This is a genomic window from Salipiger pentaromativorans, assembly GCF_024721115.1.
In the GTDB taxonomy this organism is placed as follows: Bacteria; Pseudomonadota; Alphaproteobacteria; order Rhodobacterales; family Rhodobacteraceae; genus Salipiger; species Salipiger pentaromativorans.
In genome coordinates this window covers 26330-49972 of the sequence record NZ_JAMDHK010000019.1, presented here as the reverse complement: position 1 = coordinate 49972, position 23643 = coordinate 26330, and the positions used below count along the sequence as shown (strand labels likewise).

23 protein-coding genes and 1 pseudogene are annotated in these 23643 nt (G+C 65.2%); 9 read left to right on the top strand and 15 right to left on the bottom strand.

Features of this window, described 5'->3' with window-relative positions:
* Window positions 1-9: 9 nt before the first annotated feature.
* From M4578_RS22215 to M4578_RS22205, 3 genes are read right to left on the bottom strand one after another with little or no spacing between them, the layout of a single operon-like run.
* Entirely contained in the window at window positions 10-336 is a 327-nt protein-coding gene (locus M4578_RS22215; protein WP_258095328.1) for a non-heme iron oxygenase ferredoxin subunit, read from the bottom strand.
* Entirely contained in the window at window positions 333-1304 is a 972-nt protein-coding gene (locus M4578_RS22210) for a fatty acid desaturase family protein (protein ID WP_258095327.1), read from the bottom strand. The genes M4578_RS22215 and M4578_RS22210 overlap by 4 nt, the downstream gene beginning before the upstream one ends.
* Before the next feature lie 55 nt (window positions 1305-1359).
* The gene (locus tag M4578_RS22205; RefSeq protein ID WP_258095326.1) at window positions 1360-1968 is read right to left on the bottom strand and encodes a helix-turn-helix domain-containing protein; all 609 of its coding nucleotides are present in this window, start codon (window positions 1966-1968) and stop codon (window positions 1360-1362) included.
* Between the two features lie 178 nt (window positions 1969-2146).
* Between M4578_RS22205 and M4578_RS25825 the strand changes: the two are divergent.
* The 4 genes and pseudogenes from M4578_RS25825 to M4578_RS22190 all read left to right on the top strand — a co-directional run.
* A pseudogene (locus tag M4578_RS25825) lies at window positions 2147-2215 on the top strand (hypothetical protein); the annotation flags it as partial.
* Between the two features lie 23 nt (window positions 2216-2238).
* Window positions 2239-3084: an amino acid ABC transporter permease gene (locus M4578_RS22200; RefSeq protein WP_258095325.1), complete on the top strand. Its 846-nt coding sequence runs from the start codon at window positions 2239-2241 to the stop codon at window positions 3082-3084.
* A gap of 52 nt (window positions 3085-3136) precedes the next feature.
* On the top strand, window positions 3137-3970 hold the full coding sequence (locus M4578_RS22195) for a transporter substrate-binding domain-containing protein (protein WP_258095324.1): 834 nt from the start codon (window positions 3137-3139) through the stop codon (window positions 3968-3970).
* Between the two features lie 54 nt (window positions 3971-4024).
* The gene (locus M4578_RS22190) at window positions 4025-4921 is read left to right on the top strand and encodes an amino acid ABC transporter permease (RefSeq protein ID WP_258095323.1); all 897 of its coding nucleotides are present in this window, start codon (window positions 4025-4027) and stop codon (window positions 4919-4921) included.
* Window positions 4922-5144: 223 nt separating this feature from the next.
* Here the strand turns inward: M4578_RS22190 and M4578_RS22185 are convergent, their stop codons facing one another.
* A complete protein-coding gene (locus tag M4578_RS22185) occupies window positions 5145-5636 on the bottom strand; it encodes a flavin reductase family protein (RefSeq protein ID WP_258095322.1) in 492 nt (163 codons plus the stop codon).
* A gap of 737 nt (window positions 5637-6373) precedes the next feature.
* Here M4578_RS22185 and M4578_RS22180 point away from each other — a divergent pair.
* Window positions 6374-7597, top strand: a complete 1224-nt coding sequence (locus M4578_RS22180; RefSeq protein ID WP_258095321.1) for an MFS transporter — start codon at window positions 6374-6376, stop codon at window positions 7595-7597.
* Here the strand turns inward: M4578_RS22180 and M4578_RS22175 are convergent.
* Genes M4578_RS22175 through M4578_RS22155 form a run of 5 tightly spaced genes read right to left on the bottom strand, consistent with a single transcriptional unit; the run spans window position 7594 to window position 12358 of the window.
* Window positions 7594-9063: an amidase gene (locus M4578_RS22175; protein ID WP_258095320.1), complete on the bottom strand. Its 1470-nt coding sequence runs from the start codon at window positions 9061-9063 to the stop codon at window positions 7594-7596. The two genes, M4578_RS22180 and M4578_RS22175, sit on opposite strands and share 4 nt — an antisense overlap.
* Window positions 9060-9611: a flavin reductase family protein gene (locus M4578_RS22170; RefSeq protein WP_258095319.1), complete on the bottom strand. Its 552-nt coding sequence runs from the start codon at window positions 9609-9611 to the stop codon at window positions 9060-9062. The genes M4578_RS22175 and M4578_RS22170 overlap by 4 nt, the downstream gene beginning before the upstream one ends.
* A 46-nt stretch (window positions 9612-9657) precedes the next feature.
* Window positions 9658-10650 (bottom strand): ABC transporter ATP-binding protein, encoded by a 993-nt coding sequence (locus M4578_RS22165; protein WP_258095318.1) that lies wholly within the window; start codon window positions 10648-10650, stop codon window positions 9658-9660.
* The gene (locus tag M4578_RS22160) at window positions 10647-11453 is read right to left on the bottom strand and encodes an ABC transporter ATP-binding protein (protein WP_258095317.1); all 807 of its coding nucleotides are present in this window, start codon (window positions 11451-11453) and stop codon (window positions 10647-10649) included. The genes M4578_RS22165 and M4578_RS22160 overlap by 4 nt, the downstream gene beginning before the upstream one ends.
* The gene (locus M4578_RS22155; protein ID WP_258095316.1) at window positions 11450-12358 is read right to left on the bottom strand and encodes an ABC transporter permease; all 909 of its coding nucleotides are present in this window, start codon (window positions 12356-12358) and stop codon (window positions 11450-11452) included. Before M4578_RS22155 ends, M4578_RS22160 begins: the two co-directional genes overlap by 4 nt.
* Window positions 12359-12806: 448 nt before the next feature.
* Here M4578_RS22155 and M4578_RS22150 point away from each other — a divergent pair, with 448 nt between their 5' ends.
* The 4 genes from M4578_RS22150 (at window position 12807) to M4578_RS22135 (ending at window position 18381) form a co-directional block, all read left to right on the top strand.
* A complete protein-coding gene (locus tag M4578_RS22150) occupies window positions 12807-14453 on the top strand; it encodes an ABC transporter substrate-binding protein (protein ID WP_258095315.1) in 1647 nt (548 codons plus the stop codon).
* Between the two features lie 340 nt (window positions 14454-14793).
* Window positions 14794-16089 (top strand): NtaA/DmoA family FMN-dependent monooxygenase, encoded by a 1296-nt coding sequence (locus tag M4578_RS22145; RefSeq protein ID WP_258095314.1) that lies wholly within the window; start codon window positions 14794-14796, stop codon window positions 16087-16089.
* Between the two features lie 27 nt (window positions 16090-16116).
* Complete coding sequence (locus tag M4578_RS22140; protein WP_258095313.1) at window positions 16117-17130, top strand: ABC transporter permease; 1014 nt, start codon at window positions 16117-16119, stop codon at window positions 17128-17130.
* A 24-nt stretch (window positions 17131-17154) separates the two neighbouring features.
* Window positions 17155-18381 (top strand): amidohydrolase family protein, encoded by a 1227-nt coding sequence (locus tag M4578_RS22135; RefSeq protein WP_258095312.1) that lies wholly within the window; start codon window positions 17155-17157, stop codon window positions 18379-18381.
* A gap of 10 nt (window positions 18382-18391) precedes the next feature.
* On the opposite strand, the gene M4578_RS22130 is transcribed toward M4578_RS22135, so the two are convergent.
* The 6 genes from M4578_RS22130 to M4578_RS22105 form a co-directional block, all read right to left on the bottom strand.
* Window positions 18392-19105: a helix-turn-helix domain-containing protein gene (locus M4578_RS22130; protein WP_258095311.1), complete on the bottom strand. Its 714-nt coding sequence runs from the start codon at window positions 19103-19105 to the stop codon at window positions 18392-18394.
* Between the two features lie 132 nt (window positions 19106-19237).
* The gene (locus M4578_RS22125) at window positions 19238-20233 is read right to left on the bottom strand and encodes a TIGR03571 family LLM class oxidoreductase (RefSeq protein WP_258095310.1); all 996 of its coding nucleotides are present in this window, start codon (window positions 20231-20233) and stop codon (window positions 19238-19240) included.
* A 256-nt stretch (window positions 20234-20489) separates the two neighbouring features.
* Complete coding sequence (locus M4578_RS22120; protein WP_258095309.1) at window positions 20490-20912, bottom strand: cupin domain-containing protein; 423 nt, start codon at window positions 20910-20912, stop codon at window positions 20490-20492.
* Window positions 20913-21011: 99 nt separating this feature from the next.
* Window positions 21012-21842 carry an ABC transporter ATP-binding protein gene (locus M4578_RS22115; RefSeq protein ID WP_258095308.1) on the bottom strand — a complete coding sequence of 277 codons (831 nt, stop codon included), beginning with the start codon at window positions 21840-21842 and terminating at the stop codon, window positions 21012-21014.
* 47 nt (window positions 21843-21889) lie between these two features.
* Window positions 21890-22696: an ABC transporter permease gene (locus M4578_RS22110; RefSeq protein WP_258095307.1), complete on the bottom strand. Its 807-nt coding sequence runs from the start codon at window positions 22694-22696 to the stop codon at window positions 21890-21892.
* Window positions 22697-22803: 107 nt separating this feature from the next.
* Window positions 22804-23643 (bottom strand): ABC transporter permease, encoded by an 840-nt coding sequence (locus tag M4578_RS22105; protein WP_258095306.1) that lies wholly within the window; start codon window positions 23641-23643, stop codon window positions 22804-22806.

Genomic DNA, 23643 nt, shown 5'->3' with positions numbered 1-23643 from the left:
CGTTGCCTCCTAGAGAAAGACCTGCACCGTGCCGTCCACCACCCGCGCCTCGATCATCCGCAGCGGCACACGCGCGGGCGCCGCCCTGGGCTGGCCGGTGCGGGCGTCGAACAGACCCTGATGCAGCGGGCATTCGATATGGCGCCCGTCGAAATAGCCGTCGCAGAGATTGGCCGCCCCATGGGTGCAGCGCGCGAGGCTGACGAAGATGCCGTCCACCGTGTCGTAAACCGCCAGCTCGCGCCGCCCAAGCAGGGCCGGTGTCGCGTCGCCGGGTTCGAGATCGGCCACGGCGATCAGATCCTGCCAGGTTTTCTCGCGCCGGGCCGTGGTCATGCGGCGCCGCCCTCTGCGGGCGTGTCACTGCGCGGCTTGCGCCCGCGCAGCTGCGCCAGGATGTCGAGATGCGCGCCGAGATAGCCGCGCGGCTCCACATAGACATAGCCGTCGAGCTTCTTGTGCAGTTTCGGCAGCGCGTAATAGGGCACCGAGGCGGCGTAGTGATGCTCGGCGTGATAGTTCATGTTCCAGCTCAGAAAGGCGAGCGGGGCCGAGATCAGGTTGGTGCGGGTGTTCTCGCGCATGTCGCGCACATTGGGCCGGCCCACATGTTCGGTCAGCCGGATCCAGCGCATCACCGGCTCGCCCAGCAGCACCGGCAGCCACCAGTACCAGAGCGGCGCCCACCAGCCGGTGGCGATCATCAGCACGAGGATCGCGGCATAAAGCCCCGCCATGATCCGCGCTTCCCAGAACACCGTGGCATAGGCCTCTTTCGGCACGAAGACCTTGTCGCCCTCCGACATCCTGCCCGCGATATGGCGCGAGAATTCTTTCACCTTCGCGGTCCAGTAGGGGACCGAGGAGATATACCAGAGATATTTCCACACCGAGATCGGCAGTTCGATCAGCTCGGGGTCGTAGCCCTTGAGCTGGGTGTGGGTGTGGTGGTCGCAATGCTCGTAGCGGAAATACTGATGCGGCAGCCCGATCAGGAAGCCGCAGATATTGCCCACCACATCGTTCAGCCAGCGGGTGCGGAACGGGGTGTAATGCACGCATTCGTGTTGCAACGCGAAGTGATGCACCATGAGAATGCCGTGCAGGAACATCGCGGGCCAGACCAGCCATGTGCCCATGGCGAGCCAGACCAGCGAACCGGTGACGCCAAGCGCCGCGATCCAGATCGCCAGCCGCGCAAAGGTCGGCCCGTCGGAGCGCCGCATCAGCGCCTTCAGCTCGCGCCGGGTCAGGGCACCGTCGTTCAGCGCCTGGGTGATGGGGGTCAGGACCTCTTGGGCCATGGGAAAGATCCTCCGATACGCATATCGGAGGTATACTCAGGGGATAATTTTTTCTTCAAGTGAAATTTTTGCCGGTACGCGAGATAACCGTCAAAAATTGCACCCGCGCTGATTCCATACGCACAGGGCCATGCGGCACCGTCGCCTGAAAGGTCAGCGTATCCCCTGCCTTGAGGTCGTAGATCTCGGCGCCGACCCGATAAGACAGCGCGCCTTCGATGAAATGCATGAGCTCGACGCCCGGATGCAGAAAGATCGGCGTGCCCGTCACCTCGTTCTCAAGCGTGATGAGATAGGATTCAAAGGACTGCCCCTCGATCTCGATCCGGCCGATCTGCTTGTAATTGTGCCCATAGGTCGAGCCCGCCCGGCGCACCGAGATCCCCTCGCCCGCGCGCACCAGAGAGACCTCTCCGATCTCGACCGTCGCCGCGAAGAAATTGATGATCGGCACGCCCACGGCACTGGCCAGCGCGTTGAGCGTGCTCAGCGAGGCCGAGACCTGGCCGCGCTCGATCTTCGAGATCATCGGAGTGGAGACGCCGGAGCGCTCCGAAAGCTCGGACAGCGTCAGCCCGGCCTGATTGCGATGGCTGCGCACCGCAAGCCCGACCAGCACATCGAGGCTCTTTTTCTGCGCTTCCCGGTCGCCCTCGTCACCCATGGCGCTACCATCCTTTTCGCGAGTATCCGTCGTTCAGACCGTATCGGAGAGGCTTTTGCAAGCTCTGGCCCCGCTGGCGGTCCGGCCCGGGAGAGCGCCATGAACGCCGTGATCGTCTGCCCGCAAAGCCACCGCCAGGACTCGGCGCCCAAAAAGTAACACACCTTGAGAAGAAAACTGTTTCATCAGAAGAAAATTTCACCATGCGGCTGGGAAAAATTACCCACACGCAATATGCATTTTCTGAGGTAGCCCGGGCAAGACATGACGATGACCGATACAGATCACGAGGGAGCGTTTCTCGAGCACCAGCGCCGCACGCGGCTGGAACTGCGCAAACGCAACCTTTCGGACTGGCTGATCTTCGCCCTGGGCAGCGGGCTGATCCTCTGGGGCGTCGTCGCGGGCGCCCAGTCGATGCGCTACAACTGGCAATGGTATCGGGTGCCGCGCTATTTCTACCGCGTCATCGACGGCGAGCTGATCTGGGGGCCGCTGATGCGCGGGCTTGGCGTGACACTGCAAATCACGCTTTGGGCGGCGCTGCTGGCCTTTGCCATCGGCCTCGCGGTGGCGCTGATGCGGCTGTCGCGCTCCTTTGCCGGGCGCTGGCTCTCGACCATCTATCTCGAGGCCATCCGCAACACGCCGCTGCTGGTGCAGATGTATCTCTTCTATTTCGTGCTCTCGCCGATCCTCGGGATCGAGCGGTTCTGGACCGGCGTGCTTTGCCTCGCGGTTTTCGAGGCCTCCTTTATCTCCGAGATCATCCGGGGCGGCATCCTGTCGGTGCCCCGCTCGCAATGGGAGGCGGCCTCCTCCCTCGGTCTGCGGCCCGGCCCGGCCTATGCCAAGGTGGTGCTGCCGCAGGCGGTGCCGCTGATGCTGCCGCCGCTCACCTCGTCGCTCGTGAACCTGACGAAAAGCTCGGCCATCGTCTCGACCATCGCCGTCTTCGACCTGACGAACGAGGGGCGCAACGCCATTGCCGATACCTTCATGACCTTCGAAATCTGGCTGACGGTGGCGGGCATGTATCTCCTGCTCACCGTCAGCCTGTCCGCGGTGGCCACATGGCTGGAACGCCGCACCCGGCGCAGCCGGCAAGACCGATAACCAGCCACCAAGACCAAACAAAAACCAGACCCAACACCAACAGGAGTTCCCAATGAAACCGATCCGGAAGATATTGCTCGCCGCGCTGGCCGCGGTCAGCCTTGCGGCCCCGCAGGGCGCCGTCGCGCAGGACACCCAGTCGGCGCTGTCGCAGGACAGCGTCATCGAATCCATCAAGCGTTCGGGCGTGCTCAAGGTCGGCATGTCCACCTTCGTGCCCTGGGCGATGCGCGACAAGAACGGCGACCTGATCGGCTTTGAGATCGACGTGGCCACCAAGCTCGCCGAGGACATGGGCGTCGAGGTGGAATTCGTGCCCACCGCCTGGGACGGCATCATTCCGGCGCTGATCGCGGGCAAGTTCGACGTGATCATCGGCGGCATGTCGGTGACGCCCGCGCGCAACCTGACGGTCAACTTCACCGCGCCTTACGCGCACAGCTCGGTCGGTGTCATGGCGCATATCGCCGAATCCGAGGGCAAGACCTGGCCCGACGATTTCAACGCGAGCGACGTGACCTTCTCCTGCCGCCGGGGCGCGACGCCCTGCGAATATATCAAGGCGCATTTCCCCAAGGCCACGCTGCGGCTGTTCGACGATCAGGCGCAGGTGGTGCAGGAAGTGCTGAACGGCAACGCCACGGTCATGCTGTCCTCGCAGCCGCTGCCCGCCTTCACGATCTATGAAAACCCCGATGTGGTCTTCGCCCCCACCGACGTGATGATCGACCCGTCCTCGGAATCCTTTGCCGTGCGCAAGGGCGACCCGGACGCGCTGAACTTCTTCAACAACTGGATCCTCGTGCGCACGCAGGACGGCTGGCTTGAAGAGCGTCACGATTACTGGTTCGGCGGCCGCCCCTGGGCGGATCTCGTCGCGGAATAATCCCCGGACGGGGGCGGCCCACCCGCCCCCGCCTGACAAGGACACGCGCAGGACATGTATCCCGATCCCGACCGGAAAAGCCGCTTCGGCCTTGTCGATCTCGTCATCGTCGGCGCGGTGGCGGGCTTTCTCTTCTTTCTCTGGTACCGGGTGTCGGAGGTGCTGGTCTATCGCTGGGACTGGTCCTTCCTGCCGCGCGCGCTGGTGCGCCCCAATCCCGAAACCGGCTGGTGGGAACCGAACCTTCTGGTCGAAGGGCTGCTGACCACGATCCGCATGTCGATCTGGGCCATGGTTCTGGCCAGCGTCCTCGGCATTCTTCTGGGCGTCTTCGCCAGCCGCAAGCGGCTGCTGCCCCGGCTCGGCAGCAGCGCCTATGTGGGGCTCATCCGCAATGTGCCGCCGCTGGTCTTCGTCTTCGTCTTCTATTTCTTCGTGTCGTCCCAGATCATCCCCGCACTCGGGGTCGACAGCTGGGCGCGGGGTCTCGGACCCACCGGCGAACGTGTTCTCGGCCTGCTCGCCGGACCGCCGGAACGGTTCGAGAATTTCATCGCAGGGGTTCTGAGCCTCGCCATGTTCGAGGCCGCCTATATCGCGGTGATCGTGCGGGCGGGCATCGAGTCCGTGCCGCTGGCGCAGACCGAAGCCGCGAAGAGCCTCGGGCTCGGGCCCTGGCAGACCTTCCGTCTGGTGGTCTTTCCGCAGGCATTCCGGGCGGTCACCCCGCCGCTCGCCAACCAGTTCATCATGCTGGTCAAGGACAGCTCCATCGTCTCGCTGATCTCGGTGCAGGAGCTGACCTTCGTGGGCACCGAAATCGCGGTCTCCTCGCAGCGCCGTTTCGAGACCTATATCGTGGTCGCGCTGTTCTATTTCCTGCTCTGTTTCGCGCTCTCCCGCCTCTTTGCGCGGCTCGAGAAAAGGCAGCGCGCGCGCTCGGCGGCGTAGCGCGATAGAAGCCGGGCGGCGGGCGTCCTTCGGGGGGAGCTGCCGGATTGCCCTGCGTTTTCCTGCATGCTGGGTGCTGGCGAGGCGGGCCGGATCGGTTCTGCTGCAAGGCTCGCTCGACCTGCCGCAGACATCCGTTCTCTGGAACGGTGGGGCAGGGGCCGCAGGGGGTGGCCGGCTGTCGCGTGTGACCCGGCAAGGGGCCAGAAGGTGCGGAACGGGGTCAGGCGCCCTGAAACGCGCCTCGGAAAAAGATCAGCGGGGCGCCTTCTCCGGTCGAGCGGGCGCCTGCCACCTTGCCGATCACGATGGCGACATCGCCCTCTTCGATGACGCGGGAGACCTCGCAATCGAAGAGGCCAAGCGCGGTTCTGAGAACGGGCGCGCCGGTTGCAAAGCTCTCCCACAGCGCGTCATCGAAGGGTTTGGGACCGCTCTTGCCGAACTGGGCGGCCAGGTCCATGGCCTCGGCGGCCAGGAAATTCACCGCGAAGCGACCGCTTTCCAGAATATCGGCCAGCGCCGAGGTCTTGCGGTCGATCGAGACCAGAAGCGTGGGAGGGCTTGCCGAGACATGGGCGGTGGAGAGGCCGAGAAACCCGTTTGGCCGCCCGTCGCGGCTGCGCGTGGTGACAACCGTCGCCCCGATGGCGCGTTCGCCCAGCACTTGCCAGAACGCGCCGATCCCCATGCCCTGCGTCAAGCTCTCCCCCATGCGGAGTCCTTTCCGATCTCATATATTCCCGCGCCCGGCGGGTTTCGGGATTTTCCGCAGGGTTTCATGGCTTTCGATATTCTGAAATCATCCTATTGGATGACAGTGGGGCGGTAATCGCAAGCCCGTCATGTCCGGTCTATTGAAATAGACCGGAATCCACGGTCTCGTTTTATTGCCGAGATGGAACTATCGAGAGGGAGAATTTCAGATTTGATATTATAACCGCCTCGCCATATGTGAAGGATGAGGCGGCGGACAATCCTGCGGGGGTCTCCGGAGACGTCATTATTAGGATGAGAGTTTTTATTTTGCAGAGCGTTGTCTCTCTCATGCGCGGCTTTGCCGCGAGATGAGACGTACAGTCTTTCGTTCCGGAAAGCTCTTTTCTGCAACCGGATTCTGCAATTCCGTTTCCTGAAGCGCACCGCAGGTATTTCTATAAATACCCGCAATGAACCTTTCTCTTCAATCATACTTTCGGCTGACATAATTTCCTATTGAATAACGAAAGTTTTTTCCGCTAGGTCATGTCTGTAAATTGATAAATAGTCCGCCAATTTTCACGCTTCATTTGATGCGTTCGAAAATCGGAGCCTATTCAGACACCCCACCTTGTTCGAAACCCGGCCGCAGGATCCGCGACCGTGGACCGGGCGGGTTTGGCCATCAGAACGGAAAGACCGCATGACACGCAGACAGAGCCCATTGGGGCGCAGCACCGGGGCGGGTCGGAGATGATCCCCGATCGCTATTTCTTTGCGCGCCTGTCCTGCATGCTGGCGATCATCGCCTCGCTGATGGGCAGCACGGCGCCAAGCCCGCTTTACGGGGCCTATATCACCCGTTTCCAGATGAATGACGTGACCGTCATGGCAATCTTCACGCTCTATGCGGTGGGTATTCTGGCCTCGCTGACGCTCTCGCCTTTGCTCGACCGTCATATCCGCAACCAGCGCTATGTGCTGGTGCCGGGGCTTATCGTCACGGCGGCCGGGCTGCTGGTCTTTGCGCTGGCCGAGAATGTGGCGATGCTGTTCGCGGGCCGGATCCTGAACGGGGCGGGGGCGGGGATGATCACCGGCATCGCCTCGGTACGGCTTTACGAGCTGGCGCCGGAACACCGCCGGGCGCGGGCGGCGACGGTCTCGACCCTGGCCTTCAGCCTGGGCGCCGCCATCGGGCCGATGCTGACCTCTGCCGCGCTTGCGCTCGATCTCGCGCCGACGCGGCTGCCCTTCCTGCTCATCACGCTGCTTTGCGCCCTGGCGCTTCTGGGGGTGATGCTGGCCCGCTGGCCGCGCCATGTGCAGCCGGTGGGCGCGGTCGAGATCGGGGAGGCGGGGCAGGACGCGCAGCCCCTCCCCGATGGGCTGCCGCTGCGGTTTTTCGTGCTGGCCTGCGCCGGGCTGGGGATCGGCTGGTATGTCGCCTCGGTGCTGATGGGGCTGGGGCCGCATATCGGCGTCACGCTCTACGGGCTTGGCTCGGCGGGGCTGGCGGGCATGCTCCCGGCCTTGTTCCAGCTGGCCAGCGGCGCCGGGCAGATCGCGCTCGGGCGGGTCGGGACGGTGCGGGCGCTGATGACCGGGGTGATCGGGATGGCGGCGTTTCTGCTGCTGCTGATCCTCGGTCTGCCCGGCGGGTACGGGCCGCTGCTGCTGGGCATCATGCCGGTGCTGGGCTTTTTCTACGGGGCGGCCTTTGTCGGCGCGCTGGGGCTGGCGAACCAGGCCTCTCCGCCGGAGCGGCGCACGGATTATATCGCGCGGTTCTATATCGCCGGGCATATCGGCGGTGTGACCCCGACGATGGGGATCGGGGTGCTGGTCGACAGGATCGGTCTGGAACCGGCGGTTTATCTCTTCGGGGCCAGCGTGCTGGCGGTGACGCTGGGGGCGGCGCTTTTCGCGGTTTTCGCGCGCCGGGCAAGGCCGGGAGGTGCTGAGGCGCGGGGTTAGACCCGCGCCTCCTCTGCCGTCACGATGCCGGGCCAGAGATGCGCCCAGGGCCGCGCGGCCTCGAAGGCGGCAGAGGCCGCCATGACCAGCGGATCGTCGAGATGGCGCCCGGCGATCTGAAGCCCCACCGGCAGCCCTTCCGAGGTCCAGCCGCAGGGCACCGAGGCGGCGGGCTGGCCGGTGTGGTTGAAGGGCCAGAGCGAGGGCAGCCCGCCCGACAGGCTTTCCACCGGCGCGCCGCCGATATGGCTCGGGCCATAGGTGTCGATGTCGAAGGCGGGATAGGCCACGGTCGGGCAAAGGAAGAGGTCGTATCGCGCCATGAAGCGCCACATCCGGTTGACCACCTCCTGCCGCAGCTTGGCGGCCTCGGTGAGATCCTCGGCGCTATGGCTCTGCTCCATGGCAGCGCGCAGATGCGGCATGTAGATGAGGCCCTGCCGGTGCAGATCGCGCATGCCGACAAGGTCGCTGTCGCGCAGGATGATCATCCAGTGAAGGTCCAGCACATCCATCAGGTCCGGCGCGTCCTCGACCACCTCGCAGCCATATTCCCCGGCAAAGACCTGTGCGGCGGCGGCGGTGAGCGCGCGCACTTCGGGATCGACGCGGCAGCCGCCGAGATCCGGCGTATAGGCGATTTTCTTGCCCCGGATGTTGCGGCGGGGCGTGTCGGCCCAGTCGAATTCGGGGCCGGGCAGGGAATGGCGGTCGCGCATGTCGGGGCCGGAGACGACCGAGAGCATCAGCGCGGCATCCGCGACGGTCCGGGTGAGCGGGCCGATATGTTCGGTGCTTTCCCAGGAGGACAGACCGGGATAGCGCGGGTCGCGGCAGCCGGGATAGGCGGGCACGCGCCCGAAGGAGGGTTTCATCCCGAAGAGCCCGGAAAACGACGCCGGGCTGCGTATCGAGCCGCCGCCGTCGCTGCCGAGCGTCAGCGCGCCCATACCGGCGGCCACCGCCGCAGCACTGCCCGCGCTCGACCCGCCGGGCGTCTTGCTCAGGTCCCACGGGTTGCGGGTGGTGGGCGAGATATTGTTGTGCCCCACCGCGCCATAGCCCAGCTCGGCGGTGTTGGTCTTGCCCAGCAGCACCGCACCGGCCGCGCTCAGCCGCTCGACGACGATGTCGTCCTCGTCGGGGATGAACTCCTTGTAGGCCTCCGAGCCCAGCATCGTGCGCACGCCTTTGGTGCAGATCAGATCCTTGACCGAGACCGGCACGCCATGCAGCGGCCCCAGCGGAGCGCCCGCCATGACCGCAGCCTCGGCGGCGCGGGCCTCCTGCAAGGCGCGCTCTTCGGTCAGCGTGCAGAAGGCGTGCAATACCGGGTCGAGCGCGTGAATGCGGTCGAGAACCGCGTTTGTGACCTCGACCGGAGAAAGCTGTTTCTCGCGGATCAGCCGCGCCTGTTCGGTGCCGCTCATGCGGCAGATGTCGTCGCCGCTCTTTGTCCCGGTCATGACGCGATTTCCGCGAACCGTCCGAAGCGGCCGCTCTGATAGAGCAGGGGGTCCTGTGGCGCGGCGCCGATTGCGGTTTCGATCGTGGCGATGAACAGGCAATGCGTGCCGTGGTCGAAATGGGTGTCGACGGTGCAGAACAGCGTCGCCTCGGTCTCTGCCAGCCAGGGCAGGCCATGGCTGCGCCGCTCGGGTGCGTCGAGTGTCTGCCATGTGCCGTGGTCGAACCGCTCCGCGCCCGGTGCCCGCGCGATGGCCGCCCCGGTTCCGTGCTGCGCCGCAGGCAGGATGCCCAGCGAAAACGCCCCCCGCGCCTCGAGCGCGGCAAAGGCCGAGGCATCGCGGTTCACGCAGACCAGCAGCGACGGCGGCGCCATCGACACCGAGGTGACGGCGGTGGCCAGCATGGCGTGACGGGCACCTTCGTGTTCGGTGGCGATCAGCGCAACGGTCGCGCCGACGCCGCGCCAGAGCTGGCGGAAGAGATCGGCTGTGCCGTCGGGAAGCATCTGGGCGGCGGGTTGCGCCGCCGTTTGGATTGAGGTCATGTCGTTCGCTTTCGCTTGGTCTTATGGGATGTCGCCAGTCGGTGGCTCACCCGGTTTTGCGGTCCAGCAGCGCCTGCACCGCAAAGGGGCAGGCGACGCGGTGGTCCGGCCCGATCTCCTGCAAGGGCATGTCGCGCCTGGAACAGACCGGCTGTTCGATGGGGCAGCGCCCGGCAAGGCGGCAGGCCGCGGGCGGATCGACCGGGGTCGAGATCTCGCCCGCCAGCCGCACGCGGTGGCGCTCCACCCCCCATTGCGCCACGGGGGCCGCCGAGATCAGCGCCTGCGTGTAGGGGTGGCGCGGATGGCGGAAAATCTCCTCCGTCGGGCCCTGTTCGACGATCCGGCCCAGATACATCACCGCCACCTCGTCGGCGACGTGGCGGACGACCTGCAAGTCGTGGCTGATGAAGAGGAAGGCGAGGTTCAGCTCGCTCTGCAACCGCTTCAGCAGATCGAGGATCTGCCCGCGCACCGAGACATCCAGCGAGGCGGTGGGCTCGTCCAGCAGCACCACCTCCGGGTTGATCGCCAGCGCCCGCGCGATCCCCACCCTCTGGCGCTGGCCGCCGCTCAGCTCGTGCGGGTAACGGTCGAGATGCGCGGCGGTCAGCCCCACCATTTCGATCAGCTCGCGCAGCCGGGAGGCGCGGGTGCCGGCGCTCATGTCGAGATGCAGTTTCAGCGGCTCTTCAAGCACCTTGCGCACGGTCATTCGCGGGTTGAGCGAGGCGTTGGGATCCTGAAAGACCATCTGCAACTGACGGTACTGCCGCGCCATTTGCAGCGAGGTCAGCGGCAGGATCGAATTGCCGTGCAGCACCACATCGCCGGAACTGGGCTCGATCAGCCGCACGATGCAGCGCGCGACGGTGGATTTGCCCGAGCCGCTCTCGCCCACCAGCGCCAGCGTCTTCCCCGGACGCAGATCGAAATCCACGCCGTCGATGGCGTGCAGGTTCTGACCGCGCCCCACGGGGAAGAGCTTGTGCAGGTTGCGGATCTGAACGATGGGGTAATCTTTGGGATAGGTCCTCATTCGGCGGCCTCCGCAAGCTGGCTCGCGCCCAGAAGGCGCTTTGTGTAGGCATCGCGCGGCGCGGTGAAGATGCGCTCGGTGGGGCCGGTTTCGGCCACCACGCCCCGGTTCATCACCACCACATGATCGCAGGTTTCCGCCACCACCCCGAGGTCGTGGGTGATCAGGCAGACGGTGAGATTGCGCGCGCGGGCGAGATCGAGCACCAGATCCATGATCTCGGCCTGTGTTGTCACGTCGAGCCCGGTGGTGGGCTCGTCGAGGATCAGGAGTTCGGGGGTGCAGATCAGTGCCGCCATGGCGATCATGGCGCGCTGCGCCATGCCGCCGGAAAACTCGTGCGGATATTGCCGGGCGCGGCGTTCGGGCTCGGGGATATGCACGCGGCGCAGCGCGTCCACCGCCTGCGCCATCGCCGCCCGGCGTGAGCCGCCATGATGCAGCCGGTATGTGTCGGCCAGCTGCTGACCGATGGAGAACACCGGGTTCAGCGCGGCGCGTGCGTCCTGGAACACCATGCTGATGCGGCTGCCGCGCAGGGCCCGCAGTTCTTTCGGGCCAATTGCGGTCAGGTCGGTGCCGTCGAAAAGGATACGGCCCGAGAGGCGCCGGAAGGTCGGCGCCTGAAGGCCCAGCACCGACAGTGCGGTGACGGATTTGCCGCTGCCGGTCTCGCCGACCACGGCGGTGATCCTGCCGCGCTCCAGCGTATAGCTGACATCGTGCAGGATCCGGGTCATCTCGCCGGTCTTGCTCAGAAACCCGCCGCTGAAGTTCTCGACCTGAAGAATGGGGTCGCTCATCCGCGCCTCCTTGGGTCAAAGAGATCGGACAGCGCGTCGCCCAGCATGTAGAACGCGCCGGTCATGCCGAGGATGGCGATGCCGGGAAAAAGCGATACCCACCACTGGCCGGTCATGATGCCATCCTGTCCGCGAGCGATCATATTGCCCCATTCCGGCGCGTCCGGGCTGAGTCCGATGCCAAGGAACCCGAGGCTTGCGATCACCAGCACCGCAAAGGCGGCGTTGATCGAGGTGAAGGCCAGCAGCGGCCCGAGGCTGTTCGGCAGCAGGTGCTTGAAGGCGATGCCCCAGGAGCTGTTGCCGACCAGCCGCGCGGCCTCGGCATATTGCCAGTCGCGCCGCGCCCGTACCTCGCCGCGCGCGAGGCGCAGGTAGTCGGGCATGCCGACAAAGGCGAGCACGGCAATCACATTGACCACGCCCGCGCCCACCGCCTGCACGATAAGCATGGCGAAAAGCAGCGCGGGAAAGGCCTGAAAGATCTCGACCATGCGCATGATCGCCGCATCGGTGGCACCGCCGAAATAGCCCGCGATGGTGCCCAGCACCGTGCCGATGCTGAAGGACAGGACCACGGCGGCGATGCAGATCCCCAGATCGTAGCGCGTGCCCGCCATGAGCCGCGACAGAAGATCGGTGCCCAGCCGGTCGGTGCCGAGCGGAAAGGCCAGGCTGGGCGGGGCATAGCTGGGCCCGGCGCCGGGCAGGTTCGGGTCGTGCGGTGTCCAGACCAGCGACAGGAGCGCGATCCCCAGATAGAACAGCAAAAGCGCCGCGCCCAGCCGCATGGATAGCGACAGCGGTGCCCGGCTCCGTGTCCGGCGGGACGAAAGAAACGCCAGCACCCGCCGGCGCGGCGGGACGGGGTCTGGGCTGTGTATGTCGGTCGGTGTGGTTGGCATCGCATCTTTCCGTTGGCGTCGGTCTGTCCGCCTGCCGCGCGTTTTGAAAGCGCAGTGGCGGTATGGGCACGGAGCGCGATGCTCCGGCGCGGTTGCAAACGCGGGGAATGCGGTATGCGTGCCTGTAATTCGAAAGGTTGACATGCAGTGCTGCCAAAAAGGCAGTGTCCGCAATTCTGAACAAAACTTATGCGAAAAATAAACATTTGCCGTTTACAGGATTCCGTTTTGCCGTGTTCGTTTCGTTCCGAAACCCGTCCACCGAAAGTATGATTGTGGTCCGCGGGCGCTCGGATACCTTTTTTGACAGCGAGGCCACCGCCTCCGTCGAATAAATTCGTGAGCATTGCGATTTTCCGGATGGCATATGTCGGATTCCGATATGTCCCGAAAAATCGTGTTCCCGGTAATTGCCCGTCTGTCAGAGAAACCGAAATAGGTTCCAAGCATGAAATCAATATTCAGGATAAAACCCGCGGTCCTCGGCGCGCTTTCGGCGGCTGCGGTCCTGCTGTCGCTGGCGAGTGTCCAGGCACAGGAGGACCGGCCGCTGGTGCGCGCCGTCGCCGCCGATTTCAACAGCATCGACCCGGCGGATACCCGGTCTTCGCAGGATCAGGATCTGGTGCTCAACCTCTACGACAAGCTGGTCGAGGTGAAATTCACCGAGCGCGAGGACGGCGCCATGATCGGCGATCCGATGGAGGTCATCCCCAACCTCGCGGCTTCCTGGGAGGTCGATGGCCCGGTCGTCACCTTCCATCTGCGCGACGACGTCAGCTTCTATCCGACCGGCAACCCGATGACGGCGGATGACGTGATCTACAGCTTCACCCGGCTGGTGTCGCTGCCGACCAACGGCAAGAACCAGGCATCCGTCGCCGGGCTCTATACCGCCGATCAGTTCGAGAAACTCGACGATCACACCGTCCGCATCACCTATATGGATGGGCCCGAGGGCAACCCCGCCGAGGTGGCGGTGCGCCTGACCTCGATGAAATTCCTGCAGTTCGGGATCATCGATTCCGTTGAAGCCAAGAGCCACGCCACCGAGGACGACCCGTGGTCGCGTGAGTGGCTGCAAAAGAACGTGGCCTCAACCGGCCCGTACTACATCTCCAGCCGCACGCCGAACCAGGAGATCGTCCTGAGCGCGGTGCCGGACCGGAGCTGGGGGCCGCAGTCGCATTTCGACAAGATCATCCTGCGGGTGACGGGCGACGCCGACATCGTGTCTCTGGTGCGTGGCGGCGTGGTCGACTATGCCGGCGAAGGCATGACCGGGCGGCAGTATTCCGCTCTGGAAAATGCCGGTTTTCCGGTGATTTACGGCGACACACCCGACCTTCTGCGGCTGTCGATGGCGGTGGACAAAGAGCCGTTCACCAACCAGACCGTGCGACAGGCGATGCTGTATGCGATCCCCAAGCAGCAGATCATCGACGTGGCGCTCGGCGGGCGCGGCACGGTTGCCACCTGCCAGTACAACCCCAGCGACGCAACCTGCAACGACAGCTTTGCCCGCTATGACTACGATCTCGACAAGGCGGCGGCGCTGCTGAAAGAGGCCGGTGTCGAGGATCTGCAATTCGATCTGTGGTATTCCAACGCGCTGCCCTACAACGACGATGTGGCGATCCTGATCAAAAGCGCCCTGGCGCAGATCGGCGTGACCGCGAACCTCAAGAGCACGCCCGAAGTGCAGATCAAATCCGCCGTGCGCGACCGGATCTATCGCGAAAACGAGACCATGAGCGGGATGTATTTCGAGGACGGCGTGTTCTGGCTGCCCGACCCGGTGACCCAGACCAACTGTTGCCTGACCAGCTGGTCGGACCGTGGCGGAAGCTGGAACTGGTCGCGCTTCGACGATGCCCAGATCGACGACTGGCATTACACCTTCCGCAACTCCGGCGACACCGAGGCTCGGACCGAGGCCTATCACAAGATCCAGGACCGTCTGGCCGATGCCGCGGCGAACCAGGTGCCGCTGGTCGTGATGGGGCGCACCATTGCCACCAGCAAGCGCGTCGAAGGGGTCACCTTCACCCAGGAGCCCTACGCCCGCTACACCTATATGAAGCTGCGGGAGTGACCTGAACAGCGCGACCGCCGGGTAAACGGCGGTCGCCACCCGGAACGCGCGCGGAGGGTTTTCATTGCTCCCTTTCGCTCTCCGCCGCGTTCCAACTTCGGCTTCGGACATATATCGAGCGCCGCGCCTCGTGAAATGCCACAGGATATAAAGAACACCTGCGTCATTTCAGGAAGCGCGCATGGCTACCGGGAAAACCCCTGTGGCTTTTCGATCTCTTTTGAAAACGAAACCCAATTCCATTTGACGGACCTGGAAGCCCCGAGGTGCCGATAAAGTGGAATAAGACCGCCCGGAACGCCAATGGCCGACCGGCAACGACCAGGAGTAATAGAAAGACATGGCTCAATCTCAGTTTCACCTCGGCTGGTTCCTTGGCAACAGCTATGGCGTTCACGGCTGGCTCGACCAGTGGGGCGGCGGAACCGCGCGGAACTGGTCCGACCCCAGCCTTCAGATCGACCTCGCCCGCGCCATCGACCGCGCCTGTTTCGATTTCGTGCTGCTCGAGGATTCCTCCTTCGTGCCCGACAACTACGGCAGTTCGATGGATTTCTACCTCAAGCGCGCCAGCCGTGCGCCCAAGAACGATCCGCTGCCGCTGGTGCCGCTGATGCTTCAGGCGACGAAACATGTGGGTATCGTGCCGACGATTTCCACCTCCTTCTACCCGCCCTTCCTGCTGGCCCGGCTGATGGCGACGCTCGATCTGATGTCGGAGGGCCGCGTCGGCTGCAACTTCGTCACCTCGACCGCCGAGCGCGCGGCGCAGAATTTCGGTCTGACCGAACATATCGAGCACCACACCCGCTATGAGATGGCCGACGAATTCGTCGAGGTGGTCAAGCAGCTCTGGGACTCGTGGGAGGCCGACGCGGTGGTCGCCGATGAGGCGGGGCAGATGTTCGCCGATCCCGGCAAGGTGCAGCCGATCAATTTCGAGGGCAAGTTCTTCTCCTCGCGCGGGCCGCTCAACACCGCGCGTCCGGCGCAGGGGCATCCGGTGCTGGTGCAGGCGGGCGGCTCGCCGCAGGGCCGTGCCTTTGCCTCCAAGCATATGGATGTGGTGATGGCCGCGGTCTCCACCGTCGAGGAGATGAAGAAATTCCGCGAGGATATTCGCGCGCGCGCCGCTGCCAACGGGCGCGACCCGGACAGCTGCAAGGTGGTCTATCAGTTTCTGCCCATCGTCGCCGAGACGGATTCGCAGGCGCAGGAGATCCTCGCGGCGCGGCAGGCGGCCAAGGATCCCGCCGATATTCTCGCCGCCATGGGCAGCATCTTCGACATCGACTTTTCCATCTACGATCTGGACGCACCGCTTGCCGAGCTGACGACCAACGGCCAGCAGGGCACGTTCCAGCGCTTCATGGCCATGGGCAATACGCTGCGCGAGATCGCCGACAGTTTCCATTTCGCGCTCGACGAGGTGGCGGGGTCGCCCGACACGGTGGCGGCGCAGATGCAGGAGATGATGGAAGAGGCGGGCGGCGACGGCTTCCTCATCGCGGGCGATCTGAACCGGCGCTACGTGGCCGAGATCACCGACGGTCTGGTCCCGGCGCTGCAAAAGCGCGGCCTGGTGCGCACCGGGTTCAGCAAGACGCAGTTCCGCGAGAACCTTCTGGAATTCTGAACTCCGTCCCGACGGAAGGACATGCCCATGGCTTTGTTACGCGTTCTTTTCAAGCGTATCCTCTGGATCATCCCGGTTGCATTCGGGGTGGTCACCATCACCTTTTTCACCGCGCGCCTGTTCAACGGCGACCCGACCGAGCTTTATGCGCCGACCGAGGCCAGCACCGAGATGCTGGAGATGATCCGCGCCGATCTCGGGCTCGACCGGCCCTTGTCGGTGCAGTTTCTGAGCTATCTTGGCGAGGTCGTGCGGGGCGACCTGGGCACGTCCTTTTCCACAGGTAACCCGGTGCTGGCGGATCTGAGCAACCGTCTTCCGGCAACCATGGAGCTGGGCGTGCTGGGGCTGATCATGGCGGTGGTCTGCGGCGTGCCGCTTGGCGTCATGGCGGCGGTGAGCCGCGAGCGCTGGCCGGATTTCCTCGTGCGGATCGTTACCCTGATCGGCATGGCGATCCCGCAATTCTGGATCGGGCTCATTCTGCTTCTGGTGTTCTTCGTGCAGCTCAACTGGCTGCCCGGCCCGGTGGGGCGGCTGCCGCTCTGGGTCGAGATGCCGCCGAGGGTGACGGGCTTCCTGCTGGTCGACACGCTGCTCGACGGCGATCCGGCGAAATGGGTGCAGGCGCTGCGGGCGCTGGTCCTGCCGACGGTGACGCTCGGGCTCTGCACGCTGGCGCCCATCGCGCGGGTGACCCGCTCGGCGATGGTGGAGGCGCTGCAAAGCGATTACATCCGCACCGCCTATGCCATGGGGCACCGCACGCGGGTGGTGCTGTTCCGCTATTGCCTGCGCAACGCGCTGCTGCCGATCATCACCCTGATCGGCGGCGTGATCGGTTTCATCTTCGGTGGCGCCGTGCTGATCGAGGCGATTTTCGGCTGGCCGGGGGTGGGGCAATACGCGTTGCAGGCGATCCAGCAATCGGATTTCGTGGCCTTGCAGGGGTTCGTGATCTACGCCTCGCTGCTCTATGTCCTCGCCTTTCTGGTGGTGGACATCCTTTATATGCTGATCGACCCGCGCATGCGGGCGTGACCCGACGCGGAAAGGCGCCTTGCCATGGCTTTCGACACGATCCTCGCGCATGTCCGCCTGCCCGGCCACGAGGGGCTGGTGGATCTCGGGTTCCGGGCCGGAAAGATCGCCGCCATCGCGCCGGATCTGCCGGGCGGGGCGCCGCGCTGGGAGGCGGGTGGTGCGCTGGCCTTTCCCGGCTTTGCCGACAGCCATGTGCATCTCGACAAGGCCTGCATTCTGGACCGCTGCGCGATCTGCGAGGGCACGCTGAGCGAGGCGATTGCGCAGACGGCGGCGGCCAAGGCCGGGTTCACGGCAGAGGATGTCTATGCGCGGGCGAAAACTGTGCTGGAAAAGGCCATCCTGCACGGCACCAACCGGATGCGCAGCTTTGTCGAGGTCGATCCGCGCGCGGGCACCCGCTCCTTCGAGGCGCTGACCGCGCTGCGGAAGGACTACGCCTATGCGGTGGATCTCGACATCTGCGCCTTTGCGCAGGAGGGGCTGACGCAGGAGATGGCGACCTATGACATGCTCGATGCCTGTCTCGGGCAGGGGGCGCAGATGGTGGGCGGCTGCCCCTATGCCGACCCGGACCCCGAGCGCCATATCGCGCTGATCTTCGATCTGGCCGAAAAACACGGCACCGATGTGGATTTTCACCTGGATTTCGATCTCGACCCGACGGGCTCCACCATTCCGGCGGTGCTGCGCGAGACCGAGGCGCGCGGCTATGGCGGACGGGTCTCCATCGGCCATGTCAGCAAGCTCTCGGCGATGGCACCGGAGGAGGTGTCGCGGATCGCCCGCCGCCTTGCCGATGCGGGGGTCGCGCTGACCGTGTTGCCCGCGACGGATCTCTTCCTGATGGGGCGCGGGCGGGACAGGCTGGTGCCGCGCGGCATGGCGCCGGCACAGGTTCTGCGCGAAGAAGGGGTGGTGACCAGCATCGCCACCAACAATGTGCTGAACCCGTTCACGCCTTATGGCGACGCCTCGCTGGCGCGGATGGCCAATCTTTTCGCCAATGTGGCGCAGCTCTCGTGCGACAGCGATCTCGCCGCCGCCTTCGCGATGGTGACGGAGGAGGCCGCGCGGCTGATGCGCGTGCCCGATTACGCCATCGCGGTCGGCGGCGCGGCGGATGTGGTGCTGATCGACGCCCCCGACGCGGCCTCGGCGGTGCGCGGGGTGGCGCCGGTGCTGGCCGGGTGGAAAGCCGGGAAGCAGACCTTCGAACGCCCGCGCGCGCGGTTGATCGGGCGATAAACGGGCGCGTTCATGCGGAGCGCAGCCAGTGCTCCGGTTGCAGCAGCATGCGCATGGTGGCGGTCCGGCTGCTGACCCCGAGCTTGTCGAAGGAGCGCTGGATATGGGTCTTTACCGTCGCCTCGCTGATCCCCAGAACGACGGAAATATCGTGGTTCGACGCGCCGTCCGCGATGAGCCCCACCACCTCGCGCTCGCGCCGGGACAGGCCGAATTTCACATCGAGCTGCCGGTCCACATAATGCCGCCGGATGCCCGGATGGTGGATGAGATTGGTTTCGAGATAGCTCTGGATCGCCTGGGCGACGGCGGCGGTTTCCTCGGTCATCGGCGGATCGTCATGCGTCTTCATCACGCCGACGCCGATCATCGGCCGGTCCCCGTCGCGCAGGATGAATGTCATTGCATCGGCAAAGCCGCAATCGGACATGAAATGCATGAACCCGCCAAGGCGGCTGCGGTCGAGCGTCTTGAGCGTCTGGCTCAGGAACGCGAGCCGCGATCCCTGCCGCACGACCGTCTGGAACGAGATCGGATCGTCCCGGCCCGCGCCCTGCTCGTAACGTTCGAAATAGGCGTTTTCATAGCCATGATGGGCGATGGGAGAACCTTTGGTGGCGTCGATCCAGTAGACCACCGTCGCCGAAGCCCGAAGCGACTGGCTGAGCAGAGTCAGCACGCCATCGAGACCGCCGGAGAGATCCGGCCGGGGAGCCTGTGTCATCATAGCTTTCCTCGTGTTCAGATGATTGAGCGTTCACATGTCGGATGCGGGGGCGACCGGAAGGATCTTGCCGCGGGCATGGGATGCGGAAAACCTCCCGCGAGAGAGGCCGCCGACACGGAACGCTCAGGCTCAGTCGGCCGCCTCCAGTGCCGGGAAATGCGGCAGCACATCGCGTTCCAGTTCGAAGAGCACCTCTTCCATCGGGCGCCGCGTGTAGCGCGGGTTCATGGCGAAGTGATTGACCCCGGCGGCGCGGGCCTGCTCCATGAAGCGGGCCAGTGCCCGGCTGCCGACGTGAAACCCTTCCCGGTCCCGTTCGAAGGGCTGATCGGGATCTTCCTCCAGATGCAGGAAGCCCACGATGCAGAAGGGTTTGAAGGTGCCCTCGGGCTGGGCCGCGCGCCATTCCGCGGTCATCTCGGCCAGCCGCTCCGGCTCGCTGATCGGCACCATGATGCCTTCCATCTCGCGGGCGACCCAGTCGAGGCTTTGCCCCGCGCCGTTGATGGCAATCGTCGGGGTGCGGGCGAAGGGCGGCTTGGGCAGCATGTCGAACCCGCCGGGAGAAGAGCCGAAGAGCTCGGAGGCAAAGGCGGGACGGTCGTGTTCCGACACCGTGCGATAGAGGCGGAAGATCTCGCGGAAACGCTCTGCGCGGGTGTCGAAATCTATGCCAAAGAGCGGGTATTCGTCTCGGCGGTCGCCCAGCGACAGGCCGGCGAGACAGCGCCCGCCCGAAAGCTGGTCGACGCTGGCCATCTGCTTGGCGAAGAGATGCGGGTCGCGGAAGGGCAGCACGATCCCCGTCGTGCCAAGCGCGATTTTCTCGGTCTGCATCGCCAGCGCGGCCATATAGGTGAGCGGTTCGAAAAGCTGCCCGGCGGCGCCATAGCTCGGATCGAAGAACGGAATGTCGAGAAGCCAGAGACCGGGAATGCCGATCTCCTCCGCGTGGCGCGCGGTGGCGAGGTGGTTCCGCATGGTCGGCATGCAGCCCTCGGCATAGGTTTCCAGCGGCATGATGAGGCCCAGCGTGATCTCGCCCGGCGCAAACAGGCGGCGGTAGCCGGGATGCGCGGCCATCGCTTGCCTGATGTCCGGCTGGTACTTGGTTCTCGCGGTCATTCCACACTCCCCTTCGGAGGACAGTCTCTCCATATGCACTAGTAGAATAACACGACCTGAATTCCATTCTTTCTGTAATGCGCGGAGAAACCGGCGCGGCCCGCTGCATGGTTTTCGGGCGCGCCTCCGGGCGGCAGGACGGGGCCGTATCCGGCCTCCCTGTCCTGCCAGGCCGGTCCGGGACAAGCGCGCGCATCGTTCGATCCTTTCGTTGCAAGCGGAGAGAGGCCCGGCACGGCGCCGGGCCTCCGAAGGGTCAGGCCTCGACGCTCATCTCGTCGTAAAGCGTCATGCTGGGCGGGAAGGGCAATGCAAGAATGATGGTGCGGAAGGGCGTTTCCTCGGTCACTTCCCAGCGGAATTCGCAGCCGAGCGGCAGCATGAAAAGATCGCCTTCGCCCAGCTCGCGCCGGTATTCCTCGGCGTAGAGCGGCGGCATGCGGTAGACCATGGTCGCCTTGCCGCCCAGCACATACTGGACCTCGTCGAACCACATGGTCCAGCTGCCGACGGGATCGCCTTTGCGCACTTCCTGAAAGCCCGCGTAGCATTCCTTTTGCGCAATCGCGATGTCGTTCCAGGTCACGATCTCGTTCGGGCCGGGGCGGACGTGAATGCGTTTGAGCCTGTCGGCGTCGAAGCGGTGGACCGCGACCGGGCCGGGGTTGGTTTCGCTCATGCTGATGTCTCCTGTAAGTCAGCGTTCGGGTAAAAGGGGGCCCTCGCCACGCGAGAGCCTCGCGCGGCGCTGGTGAATTTCTCTCGGGATGTCTGCGGGTCAGCCGGCCGGTGTGAACCGCTCCTCCTCGACCGCCATGGCCTCGTCGAGATGCCGCAGGATGCTCTTGCGGATCTCCAGCGCCTCGGGGCCGTTCAGCGTGTCGGTGCCGCGCGGACGGGGGAGGTCGACGGAGACGTCGTAGACAACCGAGCCGTTCGCGACCACAAGCACGCGGGTGGCCAGAGCAAGCGCCTCGTCGATGTCATGGGTTACGAAAAAGATCGTGTTGTTCTCGCGGCTCCAGAGGCTGGTGACCACATCGTGCAGCACCGCCCGGCGGGCGTAGTCGAGCCCGACAAAGGGTTCGTCCATCAGCAGAACCGGCGGCTCATTGGCAAAGACCGCCGCAATCGCCGCGCGCCGCCGCATCCCGCCCGACAGCTGGCGCGGCCAGGACGAGGCAAATTTGGTCAGCCCAACCGCCTCCATCAGCTCATCGGCCTTGGCCGTGCGCTCTGCCTTCGGGACGCCGCGCACCTTCATGCCGTATTCGATGTTGTCGCGGACCCGTTTCCACAGAAACAGCGTGTCGCGCTGAAAAATCACGCCACGGTCGGGGCCGGGGCCCTTTACCGGATCGCCATGGGCTTCGACGCTGCCCGCGTCGGGTTCGAGAAACCCCGCAACGAGGTTGAGCAGGGTCGATTTGCCGTGCCCGGAGGGGCCGAGGACGCAGACGAACTCGCCGGGCTCGATGGTCAGCGACAGGTCGGAGACGGCGGTGAGCGTTTCGCCGGTTTCCAGCTCGAAGACCTTGGAGACGTCCCGGAGCGCGATGGCCGGCGGGGTGGAGGCGGCGCTTTCGCGCGCGTGCGGCAGATCCTTCATGGACGCGGTCCTTTGTTCTGTGTCGTGTCTTGCGGTGGCGGTCTGGGTCATTCCTGCCACCTCACCAGCCGGTCGAAGCCACGCGCGGCGGCGACATAGGAAAACCGCCCGTAGATCACCAGAATGCAGCCCATCACCGCCAGCGTGTTGATCTGGCTGAACTCCTGCGCGCGGCTGACGATGAAGCCAAGCCCGTTGCCCTGCGAGATGTATTCGACGGCGAGCACCATGCTCCAGCCGAAGGCCACCGAGAGCAGCACGCCGGGGCGCAGGCCGGGCAGCGCTGCGGGCACCACGACCGAGAGATAGATCCGCGCCGAGCCCGCGCCGAGGCTGCGCGCGTAATTCGTGTAATAGCCCGGCACATGGTCGATGGCACTGACCGCGACCGGGAACATCACCGCGAAGGTGGCGAAGGCGAGATAGGCATAGGTGCCGGTCTGGCCGGAGCCGAACCAGATCCCGAAGAGCGGCGCCAGCGCGAGCAGCGGCAGCATGCGGAAGGCCTGCGCCGGAAGCATGAAGGCGCGCCGGATCGTCCGGTTCCACGAGATCAGAACGGCGGCCAGACAGGCGATCGCGATCCCGGCCACGAGGCCGATCGCAAGGCGCAGCGCGGAAACCCCGGTGTGATAGAGCAGCGACTTCAGGGCGGCACCCACAGAGGTGCCCGCGCCCGAGGAGGCGAGCAGCGCGTCGGGGCTGCCCGGCGCGTAATAGGCAAGGTTGGGGAAAGACCGGATCACGTCGAGCGTGCCCGGCACCAGCCTGTCGCCGGTGATCGGGCTGACGCCCGCCAGCAGCGAGGCGGCGTTCCAGATCAGCAGCGTGGCCAGCACCGAGAGCGCGACCATCAGGGGACGGTCTTTCGTCTTGCGGCGCGGTTTGCGCTTTGCGGCGCGGGGCCTTGCGGGTGCGGATGTCGCCATGGAGCGGGTGTTTGTCATAGCCTGCGAGGACATCAGTCTTCCTTCCAGCGGGTCAGGACGGCCCCGAGACCGGCCACGGCGGTATCGACCGCCAGCGCGACGACAAGCATGGCGAGGACCACGGCAAAGAGGTCGGTCGTCGCCTGCTGCCGGGCGGTGATCTCGATCACCCGGCCGATGCCCGAACGTCCGCCAAGCAGCTCGGCCACCGCCTGAAGCCCCCATCCCAGCGCCAGCGCGACGCGCACATTGGCGATGGTCGCGGGCAGGGCGGCGGGGAACACCACGTCGCGCAGCGTCTGCGCGGCGCTTGCGCCCAGACAGGCGGCGTAGTTGGCGTAATGACCGGCCACGGCGATGGCGGCATTCTTGGTCGCGAAGGTCACGGTGGTCATGGTGAAGACGATCACCAGCATGGATTGCGCGATCCGGTCGGTGCCGAACCACAGGGTGATGAAGGGCAAGAGGATCAGCAGCGGCGTGGTGGTCAGCAGCAGAAGCGGCCCTTCGAACAGCTCGCGCACCAGCCGGTTGCGCGCAAGGATGAGGCCGAGCACGATGCCCAGAACCGTGCCGAGCGCCACGCCCACCATCACGTTGACGGCGGTATAGCTGACGGCGGCGGCCACGCCGAGCGGCCGGAAAAGCACGTATTGCACGGCGGGAATGGTGTGCCAATTGGCCTGGATGGCGGCGATCACCGCGCCGGGGGCGGGCAACTGGGTGGGGTTGCCGACGGCGCGGGCCAGCAGGGCCCAGGCCACGATCACGGTCAGCGCCCCCGCGATGGCATAGGCGCCGGTGACGGAGGCGCGACGGAGTGCACGCCTCCCCGGTGCGGTGCCGCCTGCGGATGCTGCGGTCGTACTCAA